9 protein-coding genes are annotated in these 12,199 nt (G+C 69.9%); 3 read left to right on the top strand and 6 right to left on the bottom strand.

Annotation, left to right across the window (positions count from 1 at the left end):
* Window positions 1-9: 9 nt before the first annotated feature.
* Complete coding sequence (locus LY12_RS01165; protein ID WP_253852672.1) at window positions 10-1,797, bottom strand: thiamine pyrophosphate-requiring protein; 1,788 nt, start codon at window positions 1,795-1,797, stop codon at window positions 10-12.
* Window positions 1,798-1,871: 74 nt separating this feature from the next.
* On the opposite strand from LY12_RS01165, the gene LY12_RS01160 reads away from it, so the two are divergent.
* Window positions 1,872-2,714 carry a phosphoribosylaminoimidazolesuccinocarboxamide synthase gene (locus LY12_RS01160; protein WP_253852671.1) on the top strand — a complete coding sequence of 281 codons (843 nt, stop codon included), beginning with the start codon at window positions 1,872-1,874 and terminating at the stop codon, window positions 2,712-2,714.
* Between the two features lie 60 nt (window positions 2,715-2,774).
* Here the strand turns inward: LY12_RS01160 and LY12_RS01155 are convergent, their stop codons facing one another.
* Together LY12_RS01155 and LY12_RS01150 are read right to left on the bottom strand one after the other, a co-directional pair.
* Complete coding sequence (locus LY12_RS01155) at window positions 2,775-3,071, bottom strand: DUF3040 domain-containing protein (protein ID WP_253852670.1); 297 nt, start codon at window positions 3,069-3,071, stop codon at window positions 2,775-2,777.
* 392 nt (window positions 3,072-3,463) lie between these two features.
* The gene (locus LY12_RS01150; protein ID WP_253852669.1) at window positions 3,464-3,937 is read right to left on the bottom strand and encodes a nitroreductase family deazaflavin-dependent oxidoreductase; all 474 of its coding nucleotides are present in this window, start codon (window positions 3,935-3,937) and stop codon (window positions 3,464-3,466) included.
* A 34-nt stretch (window positions 3,938-3,971) separates the two neighbouring features.
* Here LY12_RS01150 and LY12_RS01145 point away from each other — a divergent pair, with 34 nt between their 5' ends.
* Window positions 3,972-4,880, top strand: coding sequence for a pseudouridine synthase (locus LY12_RS01145; RefSeq protein WP_253852668.1), 909 nt, complete (start codon window positions 3,972-3,974; stop codon window positions 4,878-4,880).
* A gap of 100 nt (window positions 4,881-4,980) precedes the next feature.
* Here LY12_RS01145 and LY12_RS01140 read toward each other — a convergent pair whose 3' ends face one another.
* From LY12_RS01140 to LY12_RS01130, 3 genes are all read right to left on the bottom strand, one after another.
* Window positions 4,981-7,464: a DNA gyrase/topoisomerase IV subunit A gene (locus LY12_RS01140; protein WP_253852667.1), complete on the bottom strand. Its 2,484-nt coding sequence runs from the start codon at window positions 7,462-7,464 to the stop codon at window positions 4,981-4,983.
* 80 nt (window positions 7,465-7,544) lie between these two features.
* Complete coding sequence (locus LY12_RS01135; protein ID WP_253852666.1) at window positions 7,545-9,611, bottom strand: DNA gyrase/topoisomerase IV subunit B; 2,067 nt, start codon at window positions 9,609-9,611, stop codon at window positions 7,545-7,547.
* Between the two features lie 203 nt (window positions 9,612-9,814).
* Entirely contained in the window at window positions 9,815-11,029 is a 1,215-nt protein-coding gene (locus LY12_RS01130; RefSeq protein WP_253854783.1) for a DNA polymerase IV, read from the bottom strand.
* A 386-nt stretch (window positions 11,030-11,415) separates the two neighbouring features.
* On the opposite strand from LY12_RS01130, the gene LY12_RS01125 reads away from it, so the two are divergent.
* On the top strand, window positions 11,416-11,697 hold the full coding sequence (locus LY12_RS01125) for a WhiB family transcriptional regulator (protein WP_253852665.1): 282 nt from the start codon (window positions 11,416-11,418) through the stop codon (window positions 11,695-11,697).
* The last annotated feature ends 502 nt before the right edge of the window (window positions 11,698-12,199 follow it).

Here is a 12,199-nt window from a genome sequence, read left to right as displayed (position 1 = left end):
AACACGCGGTCAGCGGCCGGGGAGGAACTCCTGCAGTTTCGTCTTCGCTCCCTGCATCAGGACGTGCCACGTGTTGGGGTCGCCCTTGGCGAGCGCCTCGGCGGTCGAGGTCATCTGCTCGAGCGTGGCGTGCGGCGGGATCGGCGGCACTTCGGGGTCGCACCGCACGTCGAGAAGCGCCGGCCCCCTCCCGCCGAGCACGCGGTCCCACGCGGGGCCGAGCTGCTCCGGATCGTCGATGGCGACGGTGTCGAAACCGAGCGCCGCGGCGAACGCCGCGTACGACATTCCGGGCAGTGTCTGCGATTCCTCGAACTTCGGCGCCCCGCCCATCGCGCGCAGTTCCCACGTGACCTGGTTCAGATCGTCGTTGTGGAACACGCAGACGACGAGCCGCTGGTCGTCCCACTGCTCGCGGTACCGCGCGATGGTCAGCAGTTCGGCGAGGCCGTTCATCTGCATGGCGCCGTCGCCGACGAGTGCGACCACGGGCCGGTCCGGGTGGGCGAACTTCGCCCCGATCGCGTAAGGCACCCCCGCGCCCATCGTGGCGAGCGTGCCGGACAGGGACGCCCGCATCCGCCCGCGGATGCGCAGGTTGCGCGCGAACCAGTTGGTCGACGATCCGGAGTCGGCCGTGATGATCGCGTCCTCGGGCAGCCGCGCCGACAGCTCGTGCACCACGCGCTGCGGGTTCACCGGTTCGGCGCTCAGCATGGCCTGCTGCCGCATCGTGTCCCACCACTCGGACACGCTCGACTCGATGCCCGAACGCCACGACGCCGCGTTCTTGCGTTGCAGCTGCGGCAGCAGCGCCCGCAGGGTGGCCTTCGCCTCGCCCGCGAGATTCACCTCGGTGGGATAGCGCATCCCGAGCACACCGGCGTCCACGTCGATCTGCACCGCCCTGGCCTGCCCGAACTGGGGCAGGAACTGGCTGTAGGGCATGTTCGAGCCGACGATCAGCAGGGTGTCGCAGTCGCGCATCAGTTCGTACGTCGGCCGGGTCCCGAGCAGTCCGATCGATCCGGTGACGTACGGCAGTTCGTCGGAGAGCACGTCCTTGCCGAGCAGCGCCTTCGCCACGCCTGCGCCCGTCAGTTCGGCGACCTGGCTCACCTCGTGTGCCGCGTTGCGGGCGCCCTGGCCCACCAGTATCGCCACCCGCTCACCCGAGTTGAGGACCTCTGCGGCGCGCGCCACCTCGTCCTCCGGCGGCAGGACGACGGAACGCGGGGTGCTCGGCGGTGCCGAGGGCACGTGTTTGAACTCGTGCTGCGGCGGACTGTAGGTCTGTTCCTGCAGGTCGTTCGGCATGATCACGGCTGTGACGGTGCGCTGTCCCCATGCGGTGCGCAGGGCCCGGTCGAGTGCGTTCGGCAGCTGCTCCGCGGTGTTGACCTCCACCAGGTAGGCCGAGGCGACATCGGCCAGCAACGCCTGCAGGTCCACCTCCTGCTGGTAGCTGCCGCCCATCGCGGTCCGCGCCGTCTGCCCGACGATCGCGACGACCGGCACGTGGTCGAGCTTGGCGTCGTACAGCCCGTTGAGCAGGTGGATGGCGCCCGGCCCCGACGTGGCCAGGCACACGCCCACGTTGCCGCTGAACTTGGCGTAGCCCACCGCGGAGAACGCGGACATCTCCTCGTGGCGCGACTGCACGAACCGCGGCCGGTTGCCTGCCTCGCCGAAGGCCGCCACGATGCCGTTGATCCCGTCACCGGGGTAGCCGAACACCTGCTCGACGTCCCATTCGCGCAGCCGCCGCAACACCTGGTCGCCGACCGTTTCCGCCATCACGTCTCCCGTTCTCGACTCCTGTCGGCCGTCACGGGGCTACCCACGGGGCGCCGCGGCAACCCGGCCGTACGATGGGGCGCGTGAAGCACATCCACGCGGGCAAGGTCAGGGATCTGTACAACGACGACGGCGACATCCTGCTGGTCGCCTCCGACCGGATCTCGGTCTACGACGTGACGCTGCCGACCCCGATCCCGGACAAGGGCGCGCTGCTGACACAGCTGTCGCGCTGGTGGTTCGAGCGATTCTCGGAACTGGTGCCGAACCACGTGCTGTCGGCGACCGACGTCCCGGAGGAGTTCGCGGGCCGGGCGCTGCGGTGCAAGCCGCTGACGATGGTCAAGGTCGAGTGCATCGCCCGCGGGTACCTGTCCGGTTCCGGTCTGAAGGAGTACCGCGAGCGCGGCACCGTTTCGGGGGTGGCCCTGCCGGACGGCCTCGTCGAAGGCAGCAGGTTGCCGGAGCCGATCTTCACGCCGACGACGAAGGCCGACGCGGGCCACGACGAGGCCATCACGTTCGACGACGTCGTCGCGCAGGAGGGCGGCGAGACGGCCGAGCGCCTGCGAGCAGTGACGTTGGAGCTGTACCGCGCGGGTGCCGAGCACGCCGCCGGACGCGGCATCATCGTCGCCGACACCAAGGTCGAGTTCGGCTGGGACGCCGACGGCACGCTGACCCTGGGCGACGAGGTCCTGACGTCGGACTCGTCCCGGTTCTGGCCCGCCGACGAGTGGGAGCCGGGGCGCACGCAGCACGCGTTCGACAAGCAGTTCGTGCGCGACTGGGCCACGTCCACCGGCTGGGACAAGACCCCGCCGGGGCCCGAGGTTCCCGCCGACGTCGTCGCGTCGACCCGCGCCCGTTACGTCGAGGCCTACGAGCGCATCACCGGCGAGACCTGGCAGGCGTAGCCGGGACTCCCCGCCCGGCGTGATCGTATGCCGGGCGGGACCGATTCCCGTGCCGGGCGCCTAGCCGGCGTCGTTGTCGTCCGCGGGCTTCGCCGATCCGCCCCAACCCTGCACGTGCGCGAACGCCGCGACGACCAGCACGATCGCAGCCAGCAGCACGAGGCCGAAGTTCAGCGTCACGAGACCGAGCACGATGAGCACGCCGGCGAACATGTCGAGGCCCCGGCGCATCACCCGGCCACCCGCCCAGCGCCGGGGCGGCCCACCCCGGCCGAACGCACGCGCCAGCTCGGGATCGTCGTCTCGCAGTTTGCCGCCGATGCGCTCGAGCTCTTCCCGTTCGCGACGACTCAGCATGGCGAACCCCCTCGCTCGTCTCGTCCGCGTCCTGCGCCCGATTACCCGTCGCCGTGCGGCACTAATCCCGCCGACACGCCGAATTCGGCGGGGCCACGCGCGGCAGGCACCGGACCGGCAGGTACCGGAGACGGCACGGCGTTGGCGGACGGTGCTGAGGGGCCGTGTCGGGCACTCGCGGGCACGGCATCGTCCGCACAGCCGATAGCCCGGCGGAATTCGGGGTCGTATCGTGATGGCAGACGAGGGCCGACAGCCCCCGGGGACCGCGCACCTCCCCCTAGTTGCGGACCCCGGACGAGGAGAACGCCCGGCACGCCACCTCTCGGCAGGCGTGCCGGGCGTTCCACGTCTCCACTCCTGCCGGACCGGGCGACGGGCGTGCCGGCCGGTCAGCCGCCGTGGTCGAAGCGGACGAACCGGACCTCACGGCCGAGGGCGCGGAAGTCGTCGTCGCTGCCGTCGACGCGGTAGCCCATGACGCGTGCCAGCCGGGCGGCGATCTTCGGATGCTTACCCGCGTATTCGGACATCAGCTCGACGCCGGTCTCGACGTCGAGCGGTACCGCAGTGGCGGCCGTCCGCAATCGTCCACTCTGGATGGTCACCGACGGGTTCTCGAGGACGTTGCGATACCAGGCCGCCTTCGTCCCGAATCCCGAGCACGCGGTGGTCGAACCGGTGTCGCTGGTCACGACCTCCAGCACGACCTCCCGCTTCAGCCCGCTCCGCCTGCCGGTGTGCACCAGGTACAGGAACCGCCGGCCCAACAGCGCGCCGAGCCCCCATCGGTACAGCACGATCGGGGCCCGCGCGAGTGTCCGCTGCCGCCCGCTGGGCGGCCCGGCATCGGTGATCCGTTCCACGAACGGCACCCTACGCCGCCGGTACCCTGGACTCATGAAGCGTCCCGACTCGCCGTTGCCGCAGCGCAACGGGCTCGACGCCGCGCGGCTGCGGCTGCCCGTCGACGGGACCTGGGCGACCGTGCGCGATCATCTGGTGCAGCGGCTGCACCGGCTGGAACCCGCGTACATCGATGACATGCTCGCCGCGGGCAGGTTCGTCACGACCGCGGGGGCGGTCACCGTGGACACGCCGTACGTCCCGGGTGACTTCGTGTGGTTCCACCGCGATCTGCCCGACGAAGTTCCGGTGCCGTTCGACATCGGCATCGTGTACCGCGACGACGACCTCGTGGTGGCCGACAAGCCGCACTTCCTCGCGACGATCCCCCGCGGCAAACACGTCATGCAGACCGCGCTGGTGCGGCTGCGCGACGAGCTGGGCCTGCCCGAGCTGAGTCCGGTGCACCGGCTCGACCGCGTGACCGCGGGGCTGCTGATGTTCACCGTGCGGCGGGAACTGCGCGGCCCGTATCAGAACCTGTTCCGCGACCGCGTCGTGCACAAGGAGTACGAGGCGATCGCACCGCACGACCCGGAGCTCACGCTGCCGCGCACAGTGCGCAGCCGGATCGTCAAACGCCGCGAGGTCGTCACCGCGGAAGAGGTACCGGGCGAGCCGAACGCCGAGACCTACGTCGAACTCGTCGACACCCGTGACGGCCTCGGCCGCTACCGACTCGTCCCCGCCACGGGGCGCACCCACCAGCTCCGGGTGCACCTGGCCTCACTCGGTGTGCCCATCGTGGGCGACTCGTTCTACCCGGTGACCTACGAGACCGCCCTCGACGACTTCCGCAACCCGTTGCAGTTGCTGGCGAAGGTCCTCGAGTTCACCGACCCGCTCACCGGGCGGCGGCGCCGGTTCGAGAGCATCCGCACGCTGTCGGCCTGGCAGGGCTGAGCACGAGGCCGCAACACGGCCCCCGGAGAACGCAACACGGCCCCCGCAATCCGCAACACGGGCTCCCGAAGGTGCAACACGGCGCGTGCGGGAGGCCGGATCAGTCGCGTTCGATGCGGTGACCGATGACCTCGGGACCGGGGTGCGCGGCGCCGGAACCGTCGCGGCGGTCGTCGACCTCGGGCAGTTCCACCGCGTCGCCCTTCCGGGAACTGCCCGCAGGCCTCGGCCCGATCCACGCCACCCGAATGGCGTCCTCGCCCTTCAGCAACCGGTGCACGCGCACACCCGCGGTCGCCCGGCCCTTCGCCGGGTACTCGGCGAAGGGCGTCACCTTGACGGTCTCGCCCGTGGCCGTGACGACGAGTGGTTCGCCGTGCTCGTCGTCGTCCGTGCGCAGGGCCCCGAAGAACACCACCTCGGCGCCGGCGGTCAGCTTCACACCCGCCATGCCGCCTCCCTTGAGGCCCTGTGGCCGCACCAGCGAGGCGGAGTACCGCAACAGCGACGCCGCCGACGTCACGAACGCGAGCTCCTCGTCGCCGTCGGCCAGCCACGCGGCGCCGACCACCTCGTCGCCTTCCTTGAGGTTGATGACCTCGAACTCCTCCGACCGCACGGGCCAGTCGGGGGCACACACCTTCACCACGCCGGCCTTCGTGCCGAGCGCCAGGCCGGGCGAGTCACCGACGTGATCGCCGACCGGTGCGAGCCCGACGATCCGCTCCCCCTTGGCCAACGGCACGAGTTCCTTCGCCGACATCCCGCCGCGCAGCGACACCGTGCCGCTCTGTTCCGGCAGCACGGGCAGCGGCAGCACGTCCACCTTGAACGCGCGGCCCGCGCTGGTCACCAGGAGCACCTGACCACGTGCCGACGTGGCGGCGACGGCCTGCACCGCGTCGTGTTTGACGCGGCCGTTGCGGCGACGACTCTCCTGCGCCTCCTCGGATTCCGCGGCGGTGCGGGCGACGAGGCCGGTGGCCGACAGCACCACGTGGCACGGGTCGTCGGCGACCTCCAACGGCCCTGCCGGCTTGGACGCGGCCAGCACCTCCTTGAGGTCGCCGTCGATCAGCGCGCTGCGGCGCTCGGTCGGGAAGTCCTTGGCGATCTTCGCGAGCTCGGCCGAGACGACCTTCTTCAGTTCCTTCTCGTCGTCCAGGATCTTCGACAGCTCCGCGATCTCCTCACGCAGCTTCGCGTCCTCCTGTTCGAGATCGAGCTTGTCGTACTTGGTGAGCCGCCGGAGCGGGGTGTCCAGAATGTACGTGGCCTGGATCTCGGTGAGCTCGAACCGCTTCATCAGGCCCTCCTTGGCTGCCTGTGCGTTCTCGCTCTGCCGGATGAGCCTGATGACCTTGTCGATGTCGACGAGCGCCTTGAGCAGGCCCTCCACCAGATGCAGCCGCTCTTCCCGCTTGCGCCTGCGGTAGCGCGTGCGGCGGGTGACGACGTCGTAGCGGTGCTGCAGGAACACCTCGAGCAGCGGTTTGAGGCCGAGTGTCTGCGGTTTGCCGTCGACGAGCACGAGGTTGTTGATGCCGAACGACTGCTCCAGCGGGGTCAGCCGGTACAGGTCGGCCAGCAGCGCCTGCGGGTTGACACCGACCTTGCACTCGATGACCAGCCGCGTGCCGTTCTCGCGGTCGGTGAGGTCTTTGACGTCGGCGATGCCGGTCAGCCGCTTGGTCTTGTTCACCTCGTCGGTGATGCGTTCGATGACCTTCTCGGGGCCGACGCCGTACGGCAGTTCCGTCACGGTGATGCCCTGCCGCCTGCTGCCCTCGACAGGGCCGGTCTCGACGGTCGCGCGCATCCGTACGACGCCGCGGCCCGTCTCGTAGGCCTTGCGCACCTGGTCCAGGCCGAGCACCTGCCCACCGGTCGGCAGGTCGGGCCCTGGTACGAACTCCATCAGCTTGTCGAGTGAGGCGTTCGGGTGGTTGATCAACCAGCGTGCGGCGGCGATGACCTCGCTGAGGTTGTGCGGGATCATGTTCGTCGCCATGCCGACCGCGATGCCGGACGTGCCGTTGACCAGCAGGTTCGGGAAGGACGCGGGCAGCACCGACGGTTCGAGCAGCTCGCCGTCGTAGTTCGGCCGCATGTCGACGGTCTCTTCGCCGAGTTCGCCGACGAGCAACATCGCCTCGGGCGACATGCGCGCCTCGGTGTAACGCGAAGCTGCCGGTCCGTCGTCCGGGCTTCCGAAGTTGCCGTGCCCGTCGACCAGCGGGACGTTCATGGAGAAGTCCTGGGCCAGGCGCACCATCGCGTCGTAGATCGCGACGTCGCCGTGCGGGTGGTACCGGCCCATCACGTCGCCGACCACACGCGAGGACTTCACGTATGCGTGGCTGGGCCGGTAGCCGTTCTCGTTCATGGAGAACAGGATCCGGCGGTGCACCGGTTTGAGGCCGTCCCGCGCGTCGGGGAGGGCCCTGGAGTGGATGACCGAGTAGGCGTACTCCAGGTACGAGTCCTCGATCTCGGCGGTCAGCGAGTTGTCGTAGACCTGGGCGCCGGCCTGGTCGAACGCGGCCGGATCGACGCGGGTGGTCGGATTCTTACGGCGTGCCATGGTGTCTCCGGCTCCTGGTTCGTGCGCTGGCTTCGGCGGGTACGGGTACGGGCGCGGCGAATGCGGGGGTGATCGCGCCGTCAGATGTCGATCGCGGCCTGGTCGACCCGTTCGGACGACGAGACGAGCCAGTTGCGGCGGGGTTCGACCTTCTCGCCCATGAGGAGTTCGAGGGCCGCCTCGGCGGCCTCGGCGTCGTCGAGAGTGATGCGGCGGACAGCGCGGGTCGCGGGGTTCATCGTCGTCTCCCACAACTCGTCGGCGTCCATCTCGCCGAGCCCCTTGAAGCGCGGCACGGGCTTCTTGATCGTCTTGCCCTTCGCCTCGAGTTCGGCGACCTTCTCCTGCATCTCGCGCTCGGTGAAGGTGTAGTGCGTCTCCTCGCTGCGGCCCTTGGTGACGACCTTGTGCAGCGGCGGCATCGCGGCGTAGAGCCTGCCCTCGTCGACGACGGGCCGCATGTAGCGGGCGAACAACGTGATCAGCAGGGTGCGGATGTGCGAACCGTCCACATCGGCGTCGGCCATGATGATGATGCGGCCGTAGCGCAGCGCCGACATGTCGAACGTCCGCCCGGTTCCCGCGCCGAGGACCTGGACAATGTTGGAGATCTCGGCGTTCTTCAGCGCGTCGCCGAGACCGGCCTTCTGCACGTTGAGGATCTTCCCGCGCAACGGCAGCAGTGCCTGGTACTCCGACACCCGCGCACTGCGGGCTGAGCCGAGTGCGCTGTCGCCCTCCACGAGGAACAGCTCACTGCGTGCGATGCCGGTCGCGCGGCAGTCGACGAGTTTCGGCGGCATGGCGGCGCCCTCGAGCGCGGTCTTCCGCCGCGCCGCGTCCTTCTGCTGCTTCTGCGCGATCCGCACCCGGGAGGCGTCGACGATCTTCTGCAGCACCGTCTTGGCCTCGGACTTGGTCCGGCGGTTGTCGGTCCAGGCGCGGATCTCCTTGTCGACAATGCCCTGGATCACCTTGGTGATGCCGGCGGTCGACAGCTCGTCCTTCGTCTGCGACGTGAACTGCGGCTCCGGGATGCGCACGTGGACGACCGCGGTCATGCCCTCGGTGATGTCGTCGAGGGTCGGCGGGTCCTCCTTCGGCTTGAGCAGCCCCCGGGTCCGCGAGATCGCCTCCTGCAGCGACTTCGTCAGCGCCCGGTCGAAGCCCTTCCGGTGCGTACCGCCGTGCACGTTGCGGATGGTGTTGGTGAAGCACTCGATGGTGCGCTCGTAGCCGGTTCCCCACCGCAGCGCGACGTCGACCTCGGCACGGCGTTCCACATTGGACTGCATCACGCCGTTCTCGTCGGCGGCGTTCTCCTTGTAGGTGCCCTCACCGGAGATCGTGATCGTCCCGGACACCGCACGGTCGCCGGTCGGGGCGAGGTACTCGACCATGTCGGCGAGACCGTTCGGATAGTGGAACGTCTCCTCCTCGATCGTCCCGACCTCGCCGTCGGTGGCGGTGCGCAGCACGTAGGTGACGCCGGGCACGAGGAACGCGGTGTGCTGCAGCTTGGTGCGCACCTGCTCGACGTCGAGCGCCGCTCCCTGCTCGAAGTACCGCGCGTCGTACCAGTAACGGATCGTCGTGCCGGTGGACTCGCCGCGCTTCATCTTCCGCGCGACACGCAACCCCGACTGCGGCGTGAACTTCGCCTTCGGCCCCGCACCGTCGAACACCCCGGCGACACCACGTGCGAAGGACATCTCGTGGACCTTGCCCGCCCGTCGCACCTGCACGTCGAACCGCAGCGACAGGGCGTTCACCGCCGACGCGCCGACGCCGTGGAGACCGCCCGAGGCCTTGTAACCGGAGCCGCCGAACTTGCCGCCGGCGTGCAGCCGGGTCAGCACCAGCTCGACGCCCGAGATCCCCGACTTGGCGTGGTTGTCGGTGGGGATCCCGCGGCCGTTGTCGTCCACCTCGACGCTGCCGTCGGCGTGCAACGTGACGACGACGCGGTCGGCGTGCCCCGCCACGCCCTCGTCGGTGCAGTTGTCGACGATCTCGGCGAACAGATGGTTCACGCCGCGGCTGTCGGTGGACCCGATGTACATGCCGGGCCGCTTCCGCACCGCTTCCAGTCCCTCGAGGTGGGTCAGATCGTCGGCGCCGTACAGGGTCTCGGCCGAAGCAGTCACAGGGTCGTCTCTCCCGGTCTCGTGATGCGATGGCGGCTTCCGCGCACCCACGGGCAGGCCGCCTCGTGCGGGGCGTCGGCGCCGGGCCTGGTTCGCTGGACCCGACGGGAAGGCACCGTACTGCAGGATATCCGCACGGTCGGACATTCCGGGGCACCCGTCGGAACGTCGTCGCGGCGACGGCGTTCGCGATGTGACTCAGATCATTCCTCGCCGCCGTCTGCCGGTGACACGGCGAACTCGGCACGGACGCCCAGCAGCCGCACCGGGCGGTCGAAGTCGAACCGTGCCAGCACGGTCAGCGCAGCCCGTTCGAGCGCGTCACCCACAGCCGTGCGCTCCGGCTTCACCGGAGGCTCCTGCTCGCCCTCGTGCACCCCCTGAGGCCCCGACAGCTCGGCAGAATCCGGCTGCGACTGCGGCCTCCGCGACTCCGGCGCCGGCTTCGGCGTCCGCGACTCGTCCCGGCCCTGCGATGCGCCCGCGGCCGGGTCGAGCGGCTCGGGCAGCGTCGTGCTGCGGGTCCGCGTGACGAACGGCGCGAACCGCACCTTGACGGCCACGCGTGCGACGGGCCGCCCCTCCGCGATCACGTCGTGGGCGACCCGCCGCGCGAGCTCACGCACCGCCGCGTCGGCTGCCTCGCGGCCGGTGAGGTTCTCCTGGAACGTCGTCTCCCTGCTGCGTGACTTCGCCACGTAGGGGGTGGCCGTGACCTCGCGGTCGCCCCAGCCGTGAGCCAGCACGCGGAAGAACGGTCCCATCGTCGGCCCGAACCGTGCCGCCAGCCGATCACGGTCGGCATCGGCCAGCTCACCGACCGTCGTGATGCCGAGCTCGGCGAGCTTGCCCACCGTGCGGCTGCCGATACCCCACAGCGCATCCGGGGGCCGATGGGCCATCACGGGCAGCCAGTCCGCCTGGGTGAGCCGGTGGATTCCGCCCGGTTTGGCGAATCCGGTCGCGGTCTTCGCCCGCAGTTTGTTGTCGCCGATCCCCACCGATGATTCCAACCCGCAACGCTGTCTCACAATGTCGCGGACGCGCCGGGCGAGATCTTCCGGATCCTCGGTGTCGGCTCCGAGGAACGCTTCGTCCCAGCCCGCCACCTCCACGACGACCGGCAGTTCCCGCAATGCCGCCATGACGCGTTCCGACACTTCCTCGTAGGCAGGCGAGTCGGACGGCAGGAATACCGCGTCGGGGCATTTCCGCTGTGCCGTGCGCAACGGCATTCCGGAGTGCACACCGAACGCGCGAGCCTCGTACGACGCCGTCGCGACGACACCGCGCTGCGCAGGGTCGCCCTTTCCGCCGACGACGACGGGCTTGCCCTGCAGCTCAGGGTGGCGCGCGATCTCGACGGCCGCGATGAACTGATCGAGATCGACGTGCAGTATCCAGTCCACATCGCTCAGTATGCGTCACGGCCGGGGCCGTGACCGCCTCGACCGCCTCTCGTTTCGGAGAATCCTCCCGTTTCGGAAACGCACTCCCCGGATGTAATGCAAATGTGGCGCACGCGGCACGTGACGGACGTCGCGCCGGAGAGGACGTTGAACTTGGAACAAAGCTCGTCCCCGCAACCGTTGGACAAAGTGTTCGCCCGTTCTCGTGCCTCCGTTTCCGGCCACTCCGGATGAGACGCGAGGGCACTCGCGTGCCCGATCCCGGACGACGGATTCCCACCGGCGGTGCCGGGAACGGCCGGCCCACACCGGCCGGCGGCCGACGCGAATCGGCGAGCACACGATCCGAGTTCGATCACTACCGAACCGCGCCGCGAAAGGAGGGCGCCCGCACCATGGAACAAATCGACCGAACACAGGGCCTCGAGTGGGTGCACGACGCCGCCTGCCGCGACGAGGACCCGGAATTGTTCTTCCCCGTGTCCGACATGGGCCCGGGCTCACAGCAGGCCGCGCAGGCCAAGGCCGTCTGCGCACGCTGCCCCGTCCGTGACCGCTGCCTGTCGTACGCGCTGGACGGCGGCCTCGACTTCGGGATCTTCGGCGGCCTCACCCAGGAGGAACGCCGCGAGCTCGTACGTCGCCGACGTGCGGGTTCCACGCCGCAGGCGGCGTGACGCCGGTGGGTGTCGGGCGGTGGTCCCCCGGCATCGCCCGACACCCACCGGCCCTCTTCGAACACCCGCGCTCCCCGGCGCCCGACCCGACCGCTCGACCCGAACTGCCTCGACCCGGCTGCCCCGACCAGCCGGTCGGCCGGTTCTCCGCGACGCACGACGGCCACGTCCGAACGACTGCGGACAAGCTCCTCGGCCGGCCCCGCCCTACCCCGGCACGGACGGGCTGTGACACACACCCCGATGTCACAGCCCGTCCACCCGCACCGTCCGGCTGCGCCGTTCTGCCTCCCGGTGACGCCTCCCTGTGACACCCGCCATTCGCGACACCTCGGCATGCACAGTCCCTCGACATGCACAGCGCCGCGGCATGCACAGCGCCGCGGCATGCACAGCGCCGCGGCATGCACAGCGCCGCGGCATGCACAGCGCCGCGGCATGCACAGCGCCGTGGCATTGACAGCCCCGGCATCCACAGCCTCGCGGCATTCGCACGCAGGCA

Source organism: Prauserella alba (assembly GCF_024171735.1).
In the GTDB taxonomy this organism is placed as follows: domain Bacteria; phylum Actinomycetota; class Actinomycetes; order Mycobacteriales; family Pseudonocardiaceae; genus Prauserella; species Prauserella alba.
The sequence above is the reverse complement of the archived record's forward strand: the minus strand, read 5'-3'. Positions and strand labels throughout refer to the sequence as shown.

Coding starts and splice junctions, on each gene's coding strand:
- LY12_RS01165 (WP_253852672.1), bottom strand. CDS start 1,797: ATGGCGGAAACGGTCGGCGACCAGGTGTTGCGGCGGCTGCGCGAATGG.
- LY12_RS01160 (WP_253852671.1), top strand. CDS start 1,872: ATGGGGCGCGTGAAGCACATCCACGCGGGCAAGGTCAGGGATCTGTAC.
- LY12_RS01155 (WP_253852670.1), bottom strand. CDS start 3,071: ATGCTGAGTCGTCGCGAACGGGAAGAGCTCGAGCGCATCGGCGGCAAA.
- LY12_RS01145 (WP_253852668.1), top strand. CDS start 3,972: ATGAAGCGTCCCGACTCGCCGTTGCCGCAGCGCAACGGGCTCGACGCC.
- LY12_RS01140 (WP_253852667.1), bottom strand. CDS start 7,464: ATGGCACGCCGTAAGAATCCGACCACCCGCGTCGATCCGGCCGCGTTC.
- LY12_RS01125 (WP_253852665.1), top strand. CDS start 11,416: ATGGAACAAATCGACCGAACACAGGGCCTCGAGTGGGTGCACGACGCC.